General features: G+C 49.0%; 17 protein-coding genes. 8 read left to right on the forward strand and 9 right to left on the reverse strand.

All coding sequences use genetic code 11. The features are described from left to right. Positions 1-73 precede the first annotated feature (73 nt). Complete coding sequence (locus ACUUHJ_RS25765) at positions 74-589, forward strand: phosphatidylglycerophosphatase A family protein (RefSeq protein ID WP_064201376.1); 516 nt, start codon at positions 74-76, stop codon at positions 587-589. Here the strand turns inward: ACUUHJ_RS25765 and ACUUHJ_RS25770 are convergent. The 4 genes from ACUUHJ_RS25770 to hepT all read right to left on the reverse strand — a co-directional run bounded on the left by ACUUHJ_RS25770 (position 584) and on the right by hepT (position 4,266). Beyond that, positions 584-1,363: a TIGR01457 family HAD-type hydrolase gene (locus ACUUHJ_RS25770; RefSeq protein WP_472300337.1), complete on the reverse strand. Its 780-nt coding sequence runs from the start codon at positions 1,361-1,363 to the stop codon at positions 584-586. The two genes, ACUUHJ_RS25765 and ACUUHJ_RS25770, sit on opposite strands and share 6 nt — an antisense overlap. Before the next feature lie 169 nt (positions 1,364-1,532). Then, positions 1,533-2,774, reverse strand: a complete 1,242-nt coding sequence (locus tag ACUUHJ_RS25775) for a DUF4073 domain-containing protein (protein WP_472300339.1) — start codon at positions 2,772-2,774, stop codon at positions 1,533-1,535. 316 nt (positions 2,775-3,090) lie between these two features. After that, on the reverse strand, positions 3,091-3,720 hold the full coding sequence (locus ACUUHJ_RS25780; protein WP_064201373.1) for a helix-turn-helix transcriptional regulator: 630 nt from the start codon (positions 3,718-3,720) through the stop codon (positions 3,091-3,093). A gap of 111 nt (positions 3,721-3,831) precedes the next feature. Beyond that, positions 3,832-4,266 (reverse strand): type VII toxin-antitoxin system HepT family RNase toxin, encoded by a 435-nt coding sequence (hepT, locus tag ACUUHJ_RS25785; RefSeq protein ID WP_472300340.1) that lies wholly within the window; start codon positions 4,264-4,266, stop codon positions 3,832-3,834. A 340-nt stretch (positions 4,267-4,606) separates the two neighbouring features. On the opposite strand from hepT, the gene glpX reads away from it, so the two are divergent. From glpX to ACUUHJ_RS25800, 3 genes are all read left to right on the forward strand, one after another. Continuing rightward, complete coding sequence (gene glpX, locus ACUUHJ_RS25790) at positions 4,607-5,581, forward strand: class II fructose-bisphosphatase (RefSeq protein ID WP_289674418.1); 975 nt, start codon at positions 4,607-4,609, stop codon at positions 5,579-5,581. A gap of 12 nt (positions 5,582-5,593) precedes the next feature. After that, positions 5,594-5,863, forward strand: a complete 270-nt coding sequence (locus tag ACUUHJ_RS25795; RefSeq protein ID WP_015893034.1) for a DUF3055 domain-containing protein — start codon at positions 5,594-5,596, stop codon at positions 5,861-5,863. A 153-nt stretch (positions 5,864-6,016) separates the two neighbouring features. Then, complete coding sequence (locus ACUUHJ_RS25800; RefSeq protein ID WP_472300342.1) at positions 6,017-6,475, forward strand: hypothetical protein; 459 nt, start codon at positions 6,017-6,019, stop codon at positions 6,473-6,475. Positions 6,476-6,542: 67 nt separating this feature from the next. On the opposite strand, the gene ACUUHJ_RS25805 is transcribed toward ACUUHJ_RS25800, so the two are convergent. After that, a complete protein-coding gene (locus ACUUHJ_RS25805) occupies positions 6,543-7,208 on the reverse strand; it encodes a YutD family protein (RefSeq protein WP_172141208.1) in 666 nt (221 codons plus the stop codon). 79 nt (positions 7,209-7,287) lie between these two features. On the opposite strand from ACUUHJ_RS25805, the gene ACUUHJ_RS25810 reads away from it, so the two are divergent. Beyond that, positions 7,288-8,250 (forward strand): YhcN/YlaJ family sporulation lipoprotein, encoded by a 963-nt coding sequence (locus ACUUHJ_RS25810; RefSeq protein ID WP_289674420.1) that lies wholly within the window; start codon positions 7,288-7,290, stop codon positions 8,248-8,250. A gap of 68 nt (positions 8,251-8,318) precedes the next feature. On the opposite strand, the gene lipA is transcribed toward ACUUHJ_RS25810, so the two are convergent. The 4 genes from lipA to ACUUHJ_RS25830 all read right to left on the reverse strand — a co-directional run bounded on the left by lipA (position 8,319) and on the right by ACUUHJ_RS25830 (position 13,330). Then, on the reverse strand, positions 8,319-9,221 hold the full coding sequence (gene lipA / locus ACUUHJ_RS25815) for a lipoyl synthase (RefSeq protein WP_472300344.1): 903 nt from the start codon (positions 9,219-9,221) through the stop codon (positions 8,319-8,321). 101 nt (positions 9,222-9,322) lie between these two features. Next, entirely contained in the window at positions 9,323-11,518 is a 2,196-nt protein-coding gene (locus ACUUHJ_RS25820; RefSeq protein ID WP_472300345.1) for an ATP-binding protein, read from the reverse strand. Then, complete coding sequence (locus ACUUHJ_RS25825) at positions 11,515-12,642, reverse strand: metallophosphoesterase family protein (protein WP_472300346.1); 1,128 nt, start codon at positions 12,640-12,642, stop codon at positions 11,515-11,517. The genes ACUUHJ_RS25820 and ACUUHJ_RS25825 overlap by 4 nt, the downstream gene beginning before the upstream one ends. Positions 12,643-12,778: 136 nt before the next feature. Next, positions 12,779-13,330 carry a DJ-1/PfpI family protein gene (locus ACUUHJ_RS25830; RefSeq protein WP_015893041.1) on the reverse strand — a complete coding sequence of 184 codons (552 nt, stop codon included), beginning with the start codon at positions 13,328-13,330 and terminating at the stop codon, positions 12,779-12,781. Positions 13,331-13,536: 206 nt separating this feature from the next. On the opposite strand from ACUUHJ_RS25830, the gene ACUUHJ_RS25835 reads away from it, so the two are divergent. From ACUUHJ_RS25835 to ACUUHJ_RS25845, 3 genes are all read left to right on the forward strand, one after another. Next, entirely contained in the window at positions 13,537-14,544 is a 1,008-nt protein-coding gene (locus ACUUHJ_RS25835) for a M23 family metallopeptidase (RefSeq protein WP_289674424.1), read from the forward strand. Between the two features lie 109 nt (positions 14,545-14,653). Continuing rightward, the gene (locus ACUUHJ_RS25840) at positions 14,654-15,262 is read left to right on the forward strand and encodes a TetR/AcrR family transcriptional regulator (protein WP_472300348.1); all 609 of its coding nucleotides are present in this window, start codon (positions 14,654-14,656) and stop codon (positions 15,260-15,262) included. 21 nt (positions 15,263-15,283) lie between these two features. Then, positions 15,284-16,816: an aldehyde dehydrogenase family protein gene (locus ACUUHJ_RS25845; protein ID WP_472300350.1), complete on the forward strand. Its 1,533-nt coding sequence runs from the start codon at positions 15,284-15,286 to the stop codon at positions 16,814-16,816. Positions 16,817-16,827 lie beyond the last annotated feature (11 nt).

Consider the following 16,827-nt stretch of genomic DNA (forward strand, 5'->3'; position numbering starts at 1 on the left):
GGTAGATCGGGATAGGTGCCTATCTGTATGCAGATACTAGATGCATTCATGCGGAAAAGGAGGAGCGACAAGCATGAGTGAGCATCCACTAAATAGTGAGAGTTGTCTAGATTTCGTTCTTGAGCTGTTGGAAAAACGAGGAGTCAGCATGAACGACATTGCTGAAATTGTCATGTTCCTACAGTCAAAATATATCCCGGACATCACCTTGGACATGTGTCTCGACAGTGTGTCGTCCGTCTTGAAAAAACGCGAAGTCCAAAACGCGTTGCTGACCGGGATTCAGCTCGATATCCTCGCTGAACAAAAGCAGCTGCTTCCCCCGCTCCAGGCGATTATTGAAACAGACGAGCCGCTATACGGCATAGACGAGGTACTCGCCCTCGCCATCGTCAACCTGTACGGAAGCATCGGATTCACCAACTTCGGTTATGTAGACAAGCTGAAGCACGGCAAACTCGCCGATCTCAACGACAAGCGTAATGGTGTCCATACTTTTTTGGACGATCTTGTTGGTGCGGTCGCAGCCGCCGCCTCCAGCCGCATTGCCCACCGCCAGAAGCAGCAGGAAGAATGCGCTGAATCATAGTGAGATTCGCTGCTGCCATTCCGGCAAATCTTCCGCGATATGGGTAGGAGCAGCATGATGCTGTTCTGCTTCTTCGCGCGTGGAATAGCCTGTCAAAACGAGCAAGCTGTCCAAGCCGCTGTTGGCACCTGCCTCAATGTCCGTATATAGATTGTCCCCGACGATCAGCGTGTCAGCCACAGCAGTACCAAGCTGATCCAGTGCGTACCTGACGATAATGGACTCTGGTTTGCCAATCACGATTGGTTTGGTAGCGGAGGCAACGGAGACGGCTGCCACCAGTGAACCATTGCCGGGGAACAGACCGGCATCTGTCGGCAGGGCAGCATCTGCATTTGTAGCGAGAAAAGTTGCTCCTGCACGGATAGCGCGTGCGGCAATCGCAAGCTTTTCATACGTAAAAGCACGATCAATCCCGACAATGACATAAGCCGGATCTTCATCGGTAATCACATAGCCTGCATTCGTCAGCTGATCATGCAAGCCCGCCTCTCCAATCACGTAGACGCGTGTACCCGCTGGTGCATGCTCTTGTAAATAGGTAGCGGTCGCCATGCTCGTGGTATACACGTCCCGAGCCTGTGCTTCTATGCCCATTGCTACCAGCCGTTCTGCGACGTGCTGTGCAGAGGCTGATGAATTATTTGTCAGGAACAAATACGGAATCTGATGAGTTTTCAAGTGGGTGATGAATGCTGCTGCGCCCGGAATCGCTTCTTTTCCCCGATAAATCGTCCCATCCAGATCAAGCAAATAGCCTTTATATGGTTTCACGTTGTTCCAACTCCCATCTGTTGTCCTAAGCCGGTTGAACAGGCTCTCCCCTCTTAGTGTAATCCTTCCTCCTTCCTATCGCAAAAAACAGGAAACGGCATCCACCGCTTCCTGCTTTTTGTTTAGGACCCATCGGCCCTCTTATCACGAACAATGTACGGAAGTCCCGTTATTTCTTGAATTTGACCATGACTGGCGTGCCGGCTTCCAGGTTCATTTCCCCTTTATGACGGACATACACGTTCTGGTATCCTGGAAATGTCGGTGGATTTTCGGGATCATAATCCCGCCAGTTTTTTTGCTTGCCAACTGCGTACTCCATGTATTCCGTCGCGTTCACAAGCACATTATTCTCATCATCCGCCTGTACATCCGGTGGCAACTGCTCGATTTTTCCATAACGGATGCTGAGCTGCTTAATTACTTTGTCGTGTTGGTAGTCATACGCTTGGATGACGACATCATTACCGTACACCTGCAAGCGTAGTCCTTGCTTGAAAGCTCCTCCATCCGGCGTGACTTTTTCGCCCCCGTCTGGACCTGCTGACATCCATCCCGTTTCAATGCCGGCCGTGTTTACAACGGTAAAGCCGCGTTTGTCTCCGCCTTTGACTTTCTTTTTGCCTGCCCAATCCGGCAGGTTCAGATCCCAATGAGTGTGGCTCGAAAAGAAAACAACTTGCGGATAGTCTTTCAAGATGTCAAGAAGCTTGTCCACATCCAGGTAATCGTTCGTGTATGGACTTTGTCTGGAGCCGGAGATACTGTCCGGGAGCACATGGTGGGAGAATACAAAAATGGGCTTATTCTTGTCCTTCTTGGTATAACGCTTCAGATTATCTTTCAGCCAATCCAGTTGCTCGTCGCTCATGTATACTTCATCCCACAATTTTGGATCGTGGTATTTCATGTATTTTTCTGTGCCGAGGAAGAGGAAAGGATATCCATCGATTTCTTTTTGGTGATAGACTTTGTCTTCTCCACTGAATTGGTAAAAGTTATCGAACAGCTCTTCTTCCGTTGTGCCGTTTGGCCATGAACTTTGTGCAAGCGTTTGGGGATTCTTCCACTTCGGCACATAAAACTCATGATTGCCGATGCTGGACCACACGTTTTCGGGATGAGGATTTTTATCGAGCACATCTTGTACAGCTTGATATTCAAAATCGTAACCGCGAGGAGTAATGTCACCGTTAATGATCAGCGCTTTGGATTTTGGATTTTCCTCATTGATGTCTTGCAAAACGTGACTAAAATCTCGGAGGTCTCCCTGGATATCACTGATCACGTCAAATGTCATCGTCATCTTTTTCTCAGGAATTTTGTCTTTTGCATGAGCAAAATCAACGACTGGCAGGATTCCACCCAACAAGATGGCAGAAGCAGCTATACTTGATACCATTTTTTTCATTACGGATCTCTCCTCATCTGTTTTTCTGTCCGGTTTACCAGTTTTACCCTGTTAAAACTCCGCCTTCCTGTTTTTTTTTGTGTGTTTTGTTGTTTTTTACATGATAAATAGTAAATGTCCAACATAAAGAAAACGTTAAACCAACATTAAGATTTCTAGAATGAAGAAAAAAAGGTACTTAATACCTGCCTGAGTATAGAAAAAAGCACAGGACGTTAACCGAATCCTGTGCCTGCATCGTTCTTATTTAGAATAGTCGGTTGTAAACAAAAGAAAAAATCCACCCCGACTCGAGTGGACCTTCGTTATGACTATTTTATTTCGCTTCCTTGATGTGAAACACGCATTTGTCTCCGCCTTTTGCCATGCACGTGGTTTGCTCCACATTGGCTTTCAAAACCCGACGGAACAAGGAAAGCTCACAGCTACACGCTTGGTTGAATTCACGGGCTACTTGTGAGATTGGGCAATTGAACTCCTGAATCCGGTAGCCGTCTCCGTTTTCGTCCTTTTCCCATTCCACCATGTAGCCTTTATCGTTTTGCAGCTCGGCCAACTTGGCTACACGATTTTCCAGGTCGCCTTGCATGTAGGAGCGATAAGTCTCTTCCAAGCGATTCTCGCGGCGTCTAAATAGCATTTCTATTTTGGACAAACCGTCGATTTCTTTTATGTCTTGTAAAAAATCTAATGTCAAATGAGAATAATTGCGCGGGAACAGTTCGTCTGCTTCCTGCGACAATGAATAAACATTCGTTGGGCGTCCCATCGCTTGGCGAACAAGCGTAGACTTGATCAAATTATCTCTCTCCAGGGTGTTCAAATGACGCCGTACCGCCATTTCAGTAATCCCCAGCTCGACGGCCATGTCGCTGACAGGGAGTGAACCTTTGACCTTGAGCATGTGCAGGATTTGATCACGAGTGGACGTTCCTTCGTTTGTCATACGTATCACCGTCCTTTCTACCTATTGTAGTGGATGAAGACGTTTTAGTAAACAAACGAAAGTCTTTTGTATAAAATATCCGCTACATGGCGATAGACTAAAAACGACTTTTTAAAAAAGTTCTTTTTTCAAGAAGGCTCTTACCTGTGGCTCAAACTGACGAATAGTACTGGTCGCTTCTTCTACTAGACTGTACATCTCATTGATCGGCACACTTGTATAATCATTGACCAGATGCTTGCGGAAATCAGTTACACGTGTCAGGATCAAAGCCTGTTCATCCGTGATAACTTGCTCATCCCGCAAAATTTCCACGATGTCGCTGTAACTTCCCGGATCTCGCATAATGAATCCATCGATCAGCGCGTTTCCGACATCCACTATTCCTTCGATAGACAAGTGCAGGGCTCGCTCCATCGCAGCAACAGCTACTTCATCTGCCAAAACCTCTTTGGCTCCTCGTTCACTGAGCTTGTTCAACAGATCCAGCATACGAGACATATGTTCCAATACTTGGTCGATTCGTTTTGTATTCACGTCGTACATATATTTCTCCTTACTTTCGCTTTTTTGATTTGCGTTTTGAGTAGTAAACAGTAAACACAAATGTTAGCACCAGGACGAGAAGCACCAATTCCCCTTCCTGCAAATAGGAATTGCTCACCGGTTTCACCTCTTTTCATCCCTCAGTATACCAAATTTGTACGACCTGTCACGAATCACGTTCGTCTTTTGATCACGCAGTTGTACTAAGGGATTATCCGACATCGAAAGTGGCGTTCACCTTCAACTTTCTCGGTGCTGAAAAGACGACTTTTTGATGTTCACTTTATGTTACAATGATGGGGTGAATTTTTGTCGGCAAGCATAAGGGGAGGAACACACTGTGGAACGCGAATTGGCACTGGAAATTGTGCGGGTAACGGAAATGGCTGCACTCGCCTCTTCTCACTGGATGGGACGCGGGAAAAAGAATGAAGCAGACGGAGCAGCGACCAGCGCCATGCGCGCCATGTTTGACACGATCAACATGAGGGGTACTGTCGTCATTGGCGAAGGTGAACTGGATGAGGCCCCCATGCTCTATATCGGTGAAAAGCTCGGTAACCAGGAAGCAGACGGGCCTGAGGTAGATGTGGCGGTTGACCCGCTTGAAGGAACGACGATTGTCGCCAAGGGTCACAACAATGCCATGTCTGTTATCGCTATCGGGGACCGTGGCACCCTGTTGCATGCACCAGACATGTACATGATGAAAATGGCCGTCGGCAAACGTGCTGCCGGACAAATCAACCTTTACGATCCCGTGGATAAAATGATAGAGGTTGTAGCAAAAGCAAACAACAAGCGCGTACAAGATGTGACGGTCATTATTCAGGAACGTGACCGCCATCAGTCGATTATTGATGCCATTCGTGAAAAGGGTGCGCGCGTGAAGCTTTTTGGAGATGGCGATGTGGGTGCAGCGATTGCTGCCTGTCTGCCGCATACAGGGATTGACCTGTTCTTGGGGATCGGTGGTGCGCCAGAGGGCGTAATCAGTGCCGCAGCGATCAAGTGCCTGGGTGGCGACATGCAAGCCCAGCTCAAGCCACAAAACGATAGCGAACGCGAGCGTTGCATCAAAATGGGGCTCGATAATCCAGAGCAGCTCTTGACGCTAAACGATCTGGTCAAAGGGGACGACGCCATTTTTGCGGCAACAGGCGTTTCTGATGGAGAGCTGTTGCAAGGTGTACGCTACCTCGGCGATGATATGGTGGAAACACATTCGATCGTCATGCGTGCCAAAACCAAAACCATTCGCTTTGTCCGCGCTGTACACAATACCGAACACAAACCAAATCTTTTATGGAAGTAGAGGGACACTTACATGGCAAATGATTTGTTCTACTTGTACGACGAAGCCGAAGATACTCGAACGCGCTTTGTCAGCTTCACGGGCGAAGCTACGCGTTTTGACCTCGCGATTACAACGACCAACCGTTTTTATGGGAAGGCGATTGTCATCAACATTCAAAATGGACGCTCCGCGATTATTGGACATGATGATCTGGAAGAAGAAGGCTATCTGGAATTCGCGTTCAACTTGAATGAGAGTGAAGCCGAAGAATTGAAAGCATTTTTGGAAGCAGCCATTTAATTCACCAAAGGAGGAGCCATTGCGGGCTCTTCCTTTTTTTATTGATAACCTCCGCCCATTTCCTGCTGGACAATGCTCCTTACAGGCGTATGCCTCGTATACTGCTACTGCACAGATGCACAGACAGATAACGAGAGGAGTGCGAATCGCATCATGCAATCTTATCCATACGACCAAAGCTCTTATGAGCAAAGTTCTTATGACCAAAACCAATACGATCAAGTTCAATATGATCAAAACGAATACGATCAAAACCAATTTGTTCCTGCACAATATGATCAACCACCTTATTACTCATCAGGCCAGGATTTTCAATACATTCCAGAAGATCAGGCTCATCCAGTCTTTTTCCGTAGAAGACGCGGTCCTGAGGTCGTTGTCGTCCCACAGCCATATCCTTGGTGGGGATGCAGTACTTGCTGGCCTGGTTATTGGCCCACATGGGGCTGGCCTGGTTGGGGTCCCGGTGGCTTTGGTGGACCCGGTGGCTTCGGTGGACCCGGTGGTTTCGGTGGACCCGGCGGCTTCGGTGGACCCGGCGGCTTCGGTGGACCCGGCGGTATCGGTGGTATCGGTGGACCCGGTGGTTTTGGCGGACTCGGTGGTTTTTAGATCGAAAAACGAAAAGAGCCCTGACATCCAGGGCTCTTCTTTATGCTTCGGTTATTCTGATTCATTTTTAGGATTCACGCTTTGGTGTATTTGGTCCTGTTGGGACTTTATCGCGTTCGCGATTGGGTTTGAATTGATTGGGACGGCGCTCTCGTGAGTTGGAATCCTTGCCATTTTTATCAGGGCGATCCTTTTGGAACTTTGGCTTCTCCCCACGTTCGTTTCTCCCTGCCCCATTGCGATCGGCGCCAGCATTGTTCTGGCGATCCTGTTTATTTTGACGCGGGTGATAACGTCTACGTTCTTTTCGTTCTACATAAGGCGAAGAGCCACCCTCTTCACGAGGAATGTCCTGACGAATATCAATGATGGCATCAAAACCAGCTTCGTCTTGCCCGCTTTGGTCGTCACCATTGCCAACGTTTGCTTTTACCTTGCGCAAAACGAAGTACGGACAACCAAAATTGCAGAACTCATGCAGGTACTCATCCAAAGCGGCGATCCGCTGCTCGAACGGTACTTTGCGATTAGCGTCAATATAAAACCCACGAAGACGAAGCTGACCATAGCCCCAGTCCCCTACAATATAATCGTACTTGTCGAGGATGTCGCTATAGCGCTCCTTGAACGCCTCAAGGTTCCAGCCGTCTCGATTTACTTCCATGACTTCATAAGTACCGGCTTGCGTGCGAATCAAACTCGCTTCCTCCTTACGCATGTATACTACGTCCATCTTATCATATTTCACGCAACATGAGCTAAATTTCCCACGATAACTGACCTGTGCCTTTGGACATTCTATCGTGTAGGGGGTGTTACCATTGAAAAAGACATGGTTGTATCCTGCAATTGCAGGTATTGTGCTGTTGGCTTCTGGTTGTGCAAATAATGCTGCGCCTAATTACACGCATCCGAACAAGACGATGTCGAACCAGTCTGCTCCGCACGTCCGAAATTTTGATGGAATGCACGTCCGTAACTACGATGGCATGCGCTCGACGAACATTGACGGGTATCATCATACCCGTAATTACACTGGTGCTGGAACCACTAGTTTCGACGGGCTCCACGTCCGCAACTACGACGGCACTCGTGATGGACTTCATGTTCGTAATGGCATGGGACTGACCAACAATGCTGGGAATAACTATGGTGCATATCCAAACGGTACTTACCCACATGTAAACAACTACAACGCCTACACAAGTGGAATGAGACCGTACAATGCCTTTACGGATCATAAAGCTGGTATGGGTACAACGGGTGTTTACAATGCGCCAACTGGTACAAACCATTCCATTTACCAGCAGCATGGTACAAACCGCGGTGGAGCAGGTGTCATGCAAACTGGAATGCCACACATGGGTTATGTGCAGACTGACCGTCAGCATATGAGAACTGCCAGTGTAACAAACGTCTATGTAGACCGTGAAGCATTGGCAAAAGCTGTAGGGAATGTCACTGCTAGCTGCCCTGGCGTACAGCGTTCTACCGTCTTGGTAACGGACAAAGAAGTTTTTGTAGGCTTGCATACACAAGGAGCAGATGCGCGCACAGCGAAAAAACAGGCAAGAATGAACGCCGAATCGGTTTCACCACGCTATTACAAAGTGTATGTCACCGATAATCCGAATGACATTCAAGAAATCGCTCGTGTAGCAAGTCGCTCCAGCAATGTGAGTACAGCGCGTACAGAAGATGCGAAAAGCATTGACACGCTCGTCAAGCGTATGGGCGGAACATCCCATAACGTGAAGACAACAACCAGCCGCTAAAAGCCCTCTCCCCCAAGTAGTAAAAAAACCCCCTCAACGCTCTTATGGGCGGTTGAGGGGGTTACTTATTATTGCGCTTTCGGCATGGATTCTTTTGCAATCGTTTCCTTCGCCGCACTCGCCTGCTCGTGAGCGTGATACGAACTGCGCACCAATGGTCCTGACTCCACGTGGCTAAAACCACGGTTCATGCCTTCGTCCTTCAAGCGAGCAAATTCCTCTGGATGGTAAAACTTTTCTACTTTCAAATGCTTCTTGGTCGGTTGCAAATACTGACCAATCGTCATGATGTTGACATCGACAGAACGCAGGTCATCCATCGTTTCGATGATTTCCTCCATCGTCTCGCCTACACCAATCATCAGACTGGACTTCGTCGGAATGCTCGGCTGGAATTCCTTCGCCTTTTTCAACAGTTCCAGCGTCCGATCGTATTTGGCTCTTGCCCGTACGCGATCTGACATCCGGCGAACCGCCTCAATGTTGTGGTTGAGTACGTCAGGCTTTGCGTCCATGACCACTTTTAACGCATCCCAGTTCCCCATAAAATCGGGAATCAATACTTCTACGGAAGCAAACGGCAGTCGACGACGAATCGCACGAATCGTATCGGCAAAAATCTGTGCGCCTCCATCTGCCAAATCATCACGAGCAACGGAAGTAACAACGACATGCTTCAAACGCATTTGTTCGGCTGCTTCTGCTACACGTTCCGGTTCAGCTGTATCCAGTTCCGTCGGTAATCCCGTTTTTACTGCACAAAACCGACAGGCACGGGTACATATATCACCCAAAATCATGAAAGTTGCTGTACCGCTTGCCCAGCATTCATGAATGTTGGGGCATTTTGCTTCTTCACAAACGGTATGTAGCGTCTTCGTGCGCATGGTTTGCTTAAGCTCTTTAAAGCTGGCTAGTTCTGATCCTGAAACAAGGTTGATCTTGAGCCACTCCGGCTTGCGTTGCGTCATAGGGCTCACTCCTCATGTGACATCATGGTACAAGACAATAACAATTTCCATTATAGAGGTTGGATTTCGGAGGGGCAACCTCTTTCCTGCCCCGGAAACAATTACCCGATTCGGTGAACGGCATGGCCCTCCTCTTGGCGAAGCAATGGCGCAAGCATGCGTAGCTCTCGCTCATGACAGGTGAAGAGAAACACTTGATGTTCTTGTGCCAGCATTGTGACATAGTCAAGCGTTCGACAAAGGCGTTCTTCATCATAATGGACAAAATGATCATCGAAAAAGAGAGGCAATGGCTCCGACTGCTTGGCATGATGCACCAAGGCCAAACGCTGGGCAAGGTAAAGCTGATCGATGGTCCCAGTGGAGCATTGGTCCTGCTCGAGCACCATTTGTTTGGTCGGCGCAAGCAAACGAACGGCAAATCCGTCACGGGGATCGAGTCTGACATCCCGATACGCTCCCCCTGTAATATGCTCGATGATTTCCGAAGCCTGCTGATTCACAGCGGGTGTGCTATCTCGCCGCCATTCTCCTACTGCCTCCTGCAGCATTTCCCGAGCCAGCTGAAGGGCATCCCGCTTATTTTGCAGCTGACGAAGTGCTGCCTGCGCTTCCTCAAGCTCATCCGTTGCGCGAGATAATGACAGGCTCTCGTGAACCGCCATCTCCCCACTTCCTCTTGCCATTTGTTCCCGCAGCTCCTGTAGTCTCTCCTCAATCCCTGCCATCTCGATACGTAATTTTCCTTGCTCGGTTTCAAGCACGTTTTTTTCCTGATCCAGCAAGTTGCGAAGTGCCTCACCCCAGCTTGCAGACAGATCAGCTTCCTGCTTCGTTTTCGCCATTTCCGATAGAAACTGCTCAGATTGTTGCTTGTTTGTGCTTTTCAGTAGCCCTTCCCGTTTTTCCAAAAATGTATCCCAATTACTCGCACCCCATCTCTGAACAAGTGTGGCGACCTCCGCATCGATGGAAGCGATCTCTTCTTGTACCCTTTGACTATCCTGTACCGCAGCTTGATCTGCTGTCTGTTTGACTTCGCCCTTACTCCCGCCTGCTCGCAGCAAGAAAACCCCAAAACCAAACAGCAACAAAGCGACAGTCGCAGAAATCCCTCCCAGAATGGGATGTCCACTCACGAAGCCGATTAACCCGAGAACAGACAATATCCCTGCGCCGCCCCACATAAGGGCAGCTCCCCGTCTCCTTTTTGCCTCATTGTCTTGTCGGGTGCTGCGTGATGCTGATCTTCGCGGACTTGTAGAAAGGGCAGATACCGCCAATGTCGCCAAACGAATATGCAGTGCTTCTCGCTGTTTGAGCAATTGTGTCCCTTTTTCATAATCGTGCTGCAAGGGGATAAGCTGGTCATCCATCTGTTGTACCGCTACCGTCGGCATGTTTACCTGCGTGAGACCTCGTCTTGCCTCTTGATGAATGGCCAACTCGCCCTCTGAATGAGCTGTTTGCTCCCACCACTCCCAGTCTTGTTGACTGACAGGAGCATGGCTGCGTTGCCAGCGTTCCTGCAACGCCTTTGCTTGTCCAATCGAACGCTCCAGATGCTGCTGCAATCGGATTCGCCGCAGCTCTAATTGCTGGCATTCTTCTTTCGCTTCCGCTATATGCAGCGTCAGTTGGCTGATTGTACGCCAAGCTGCTTTTGCGTTTTCTTTCTCCTGCTCTTTTTGTGCCACCTTCGTAGCGGCTTTTCCCAAAAGCGTATTTTCGGCCCGTTCTTTTTTCCCGATGAGGGTAAGCTCTCGATCCAGCTCCACCAAAATTTGTTGGACAGCCGGATTGGCTTCTTCCGCAGTCGTAAAAGTCGGAATCAAATGCTCAGCCGCTTGAAGCGGTTCCCTCCTGATCCACGTCAAATCCGTAAATAGACTTCGTGTAAGGCCCGTATGCTTTTCAATAAAATTCCGTTCCTTGCGCCTGTCTTCCAAATAAAGATCAGTCAGCTCCGTCCATTCCGGGTCCAAAAAGAGGCGTGCCTCCTCCCTTTCCTTCGTCAATTGACGGTGCAGACGATAGGTTTTGCCCGCTAATTTGTACGTAATGATCGTTTCATATGAGCCACTCTGCCACGGACGGTACTTTTCATATTCAGGCAAGTATCGCGCCGTTTTGACGTAATCGCGTTTCATTCCATATAGGGCAGCGAAAATACCTTGTAGGATGGTTGATTTTCCTGACTCATTGGGAGCATAAAACAGATTGATGCCCGGAGCAAAACGAAAGGAAGCATCCTGCCATTTTCCGAAGCTCCCCAGCACTAACTCCTCTATTTTCATCGAATGGTCCCTCCGATCCGCGCCAGAGCCTCTTGTTTGGCTAGCCTGACGATTTCTCGCTCGTCCTCATTTTGCGCACGGGACTCCGCCTCTGCCAGTTTGGAAAGCCATCTCCCCCAAACGCCACCATCTGCGATCAGCTTGTCCTCATCCACATCAGGCCAGGTCTGGTCTGTCAGCTGCAACAAAAAAAATCGGGAAAATCGCTGTTGAAGGACGGACAAGGGAGGTTGAAAATAGGCTGCTCGCTCCCCTATCAGCGTGATGTACATCATATCGGAGTCGTTTTCCTCCATGAGTTGCTGCTCCATTCGATCAATGAGCTGCTCAGTTGTTTCGACTCCATTCGCTTTGATTTCCAGCTTTTGAATTTTGCGTGACTGGACAGGAATCGCCGTGAGCTGCAACCTACCATCATGATCCAGCTCTCCATACAAAACATGTCGTTCTCCCGCTTCTTTGCTCGTCAATCCTTCTGGAGAGCCTGGGTAAGCTGCGAACGGTTGTTTTTTGACAGGATGCATGAATGATTCCGGCTTGTGAATGTGTCCCATCGCAACATAATCCATTCCCGTCTGTACAAGCTGCTGCAAGGTGACAGGCGCATACGGATGATGCTCTCCTTCTCCTGAATTGGAAAGCACACTGGCATGCAGAACCATCAGATGATGGGTATACCCTTCCAATTTTCCTGGAAATGTATCGAGTGGCGACTCGTACACATGTGGCTGCCCGAAGCCCCAGCCGTAAATCACGCACGACTTTTCGGGAAATTCATACACCCCCCACTCGGGTGTAAACCAGTAGACGTTCCCCGACCATTCCAATGTTTGATAAAACGAATCCGCTCGCCACGGATCGTGATTGCCAGGTGCGATCACGACAGGGATTGGTGCGATGCTGGCAAAAAGATCACGTAAAAATAAGGCAGTGGATCGTCTCCCCCCGTGGTATTCCAGCAAATCTCCAGCAATGAGCCAGAAGTCTGCTTCCTTTTCCCGAACGAGGTCACGGATTCTCTTCATCGTTTGACGAAAATCATCCTGACGCAGCTCGTATCGCTCCCCCAACATTTGAAGCGGCGCATCCAGATGGACATCCGCTGTATGAATAAATGACAGCACGATCATTACCACTCCTCACATGAAACAGACGAACATATTTTCCCTTTATGATACAGAGGAACAGGCTGGATGAAAAGCATTGTCAGAACGAAAAAAACTTCCGCCAGCAATGACGGAAGTTTGGGGAACTGGTTGTTTACTTGAGCAAATGGAGGAATTCACGCATGAAGCCTGGCAAGTCTGGCCAAGCATGTCCGGAAACAAGATTGCCATCGACATGGAGCGTTTCCGTTTGGTAAATCGCTCCGCACGCTTCTACATCGGGTCTGCAAGCCTGGTACGCTGTGATTTCACGACCGGCTAAGTGCTCGCGAACAATCGTCAATACTTGAGAGCCATGGCAGATGGCTGCGACTGGTTTGTTCGTCTCGAAGAAGTGCGCGACAATCGGCTTCAAGTGTTCATTGAGCCTGATATGCTCTGGTGCCCGTCCACCCGGAATAATCAAAGCATCAAACGCCTCAGGATTAATGTCTGAAAAGGCAACATGGGCGGGAAGCTGATAAGCTGGCTTTTCTGTGTATGTCTCACTGTGTGCTTCGAAATCATGGCAAACGGTGTGCAGGGTTTTCACGCTGGGCGCTGCAATGACCGTTTCATACCCTTCTTCCAAGCAGCGGTAATACGGATAGAAAACCTCCAGTGCCTCTACAGCGTCGCCTGTTACAATCAACACTTTTTTGCTCATCACACAGCCTCCTCATGACGATTTTTAAGGAATACACTCCTCCTGATTTCAATTCTTTGACGATAGGGTGTGCTCCTGCCTCTATCACCGTAAATTCACAAAACTTTCCTCGGTAACAACCAAAAGCCCTTCCAAAAGTATCTTGGATAATTCACTCCAACTGGCAGAAACTACAACAAAAGACTACGAGGCAGGAGGGAGACGGCATGCGAGTTTTCCGCCTAATCATTCAGATCAGCTTGTGCGTGGTTGCAGCTATTTCTCCACTAGAATCCGCCGCCGGAATCGCTCCGTCCGTCAAAGAGCAAGACCCGGTTCTTCAAAAGCGCCTGCAAGTTTTTTTGCGCTTGGAATCGATGTACGGCATCCCGTGGAATTATTTGGCAGCCATTGATCAATACGAGCGTACCATGAAAATACGCCGAAAGAAGCAGGAGCAGGAAAACGTTTCGCGGCTAACAGCTGTGGACATCCCAAGTGATCGTTGGGCAGGAGCGTTCAATCCTGACACGGAGGATACGAATCCGGTATCTATCCAATTTTTTCAAGGGATTGGGATGGATGGAGATGGCGATGGTGTCGCAGATCGTCACAACGATCTCGATGCACTCACTACTTTCATTCATTACCTATCCCAGTACGGCTTCTCCCACGAAGATTGGCAAATCGGTCTCTGGTCTTACTATCAGCGGGATCGTTCCGTGAAGACGATCAGGCAGTTCGCACAGGTGTATGCAAAGTATCAACACCTGGACCTAGATGAGCGGCATTTTCCTATCCCCGCGAGGTACGATTATAGCTACCGCAGTACATGGGGGGCGCCACGCGGCTGGGGTGGTCGTCGCATCCATGAGGGGACAGATATTTTTGCAAGTCACGGCACCCCTGTCCTCAGCACAGCGTACGGAGTCATCGAAGTAATCGGCTGGAACAGATTTGGCGGATGGCGAATTGGCATGCGTGACATGGGCAATGTGTACCATTACTTTGCACATCTGTCCTCGTTTAAAAAGGGGTTGAAGCCAGGTGACATCGTGGAGCCAGGAGAAGTCCTCGGATATATTGGCAGCTCTGGTTATGGGAAGCCCGGCACTTCCGGCAAATTCCCTCCCCATCTGCATTACGGTATGTACCGGGAGACAGGTGGCGCAGATTGGTCATTTGATCCTTATCCGTATTTACGACGATGGGAACGGCAAAAGAAGCGGCAATGAAGCCGCTTCTTTCTTTTTTTATGGGCAGCTCTTTTCATTGACAGACATCATCCGTAAAATACAATAAAAACAGAAAAACTGGACAGTTGTCCAAAAAAGAGGTGAGAAAGTGACTACCCAGAAAAAAGCCGAAGCAAAACGGGCATTTTTGATTGAGCAAGCGACTGCTTGTTTGGCTGAAAAAGGGTATGCCGCTGTTTCCTTGCGTGACATTGCCAAGGAATCTGGCGTCTCACTTGGCATTCTGCATTATTACTTTGCAAGCAAAGAAGAGCTTTTGCTCGCTGTAATCTCTAGCTACAAAGGACGTTTTATGGAGGAGCTGGAACGCGAAGTACTCGCAGCTCCATCCGGAAAATGGTCTTCAGCTTTAGGCCGTGTTTTGTGCCGTAGTCTACAAGAAGATCGAAAGCTGCATCGGCTCTGGTATGACTTGCAGGTACAGGCCATGTACGTTCCAGTATTTGGTGAACAGGTAAAAGTCATTCGATCCCGTCTGCATCAGCTCATCTCTTGTATGCTCGTACGATTGCGGCTCGAAGAACAAACTTCCTTGACCATCGATGAAGACTCCGCAATCTCACTCATTTACTCTGCAATCGACGGATTCCTCTTTCAATTTTTACTCGATGAGTTACAGAATCCGGAAGAAGCGATTGCCCGCTTTGAACAGACCTTTGCCCATTTGATGTATACACTCTTCTCAACTGAATCCTAATCTCCTGAATCGAGGTGAATCATGATGACAGTCATGTCTTTGCAAAATCCCGCCACTGGTGAACAGCTTGGCTCTTTACAGGAAGCGACTCCAGCACAAGTAGAAGACGCGATGGCACGTGCGCGCCTTGCCTTTCCAGCTTGGTCTACTACATCGTTGGCCGAGCGTCTGGACTATTTGACACGGTTGCGGCACTATTTAGTCGATCACGGCGCAGAAATCGCCCGAAAAATTAGTGAGGCTACCGGAAAGGTTACGCTGGAAGCGTACATGACCGAAATTTTCGTCACTGTCGACACGATCCGTTTTTATGAAAAACATGCTTATCAGATGTTGGCCGATCAGCCGGTACCAACCTCTATCGTGCTGTGGCCGAAGAAATCGTATATCCACTACAAGCCAATGGGTGTCGTCGCGGTCATCTCTCCGTGGAATTATCCGTTTCAGCTTGCCATTATTCCTGTATTATCAGCCCTCGTAGCAGGCAATACCGTTCTTTTAAAACCTTCCGAGGTGACTGCTTCTACCGGACTGCTCATTGAGGAGGTGTTTTCCGCTGTTTTAATGCCAGATGGAGTCGTGACCGTCCTTCATGGGGGACGCGAAGCTGGACAGGCGCTAGTAGCTGCTCGCCCAGATAAAATATTTTTTACAGGCTCTGTTGCGACAGGCAAAAAAATTATGGCTGCGGCGTCGGAGCATTTGATCCCTGTTGAATTGGAGCTAGGTGGCAAAGACCCGATGATCGTGTTCGAAGACGCTCATCTGGAGCGGGCAGCAAATGGCGCGGTGTGGGGGGCTTTTACGAACTCGGGACAGGTATGTATGTCTGTGGAACGGCTTTTTGTCCATGAAAAGGTATATCCTGATTTTCTCAAGCTGGTCACCGAAAAGACAAAAGCATTGCGCCAAAGCTATCCGGATCAGGCCGAGGTCGGTTCGATGACGTCTTCCCAACAAATCGGAATTGTCCGTGAACATGTGCACGAAGCACTGGCCGCTGGGGCGACCGCGGTCACTGGAGGACTTCCTTCCTCTGACAGCATGTATATCGCGCCGACCATTCTCACAAGCGTGACATCTGACATGAAAATCATGCGGGAAGAGACCTTTGGTCCGGTGCTGCCCATCATGACTTTTGCCACCGAAGAGGAGGCTGTTCGTCTGGCTAACAGCTCACCGTACGGACTGAATGCCTCCGTCTGGTCAGGCGATAAAACAAAAGCGGATCGCGTAGCTCGTCAGCTCGACAGCGGCAATGTGTGCATCAACGACGTTATTATCAGCTACGCCAATCCCCATCTTCCTTTTGGTGGGGTCAAACAGAGTGGCATCGGCCGTTATCGCGGGCCTTCAGGATTGCAAGCCTTTACGCATAGTATTTCTGTCATCCATGATCCGGGCAAACGCAAGCGTGAGTTCAATTGGTATCCGTATACGAAAGATCAGGAGCTCACCTTCATCGGGTTGACGAACCTGTTGTACGGCAAGCTCCAAAATGTAAATCGCCGGACTTTGAGTGCGATCTGGCGCGAATTCAAGCGTCTGTTCTAACCACACTGGTA

The organism is Brevibacillus schisleri (genome assembly GCF_055685845.1).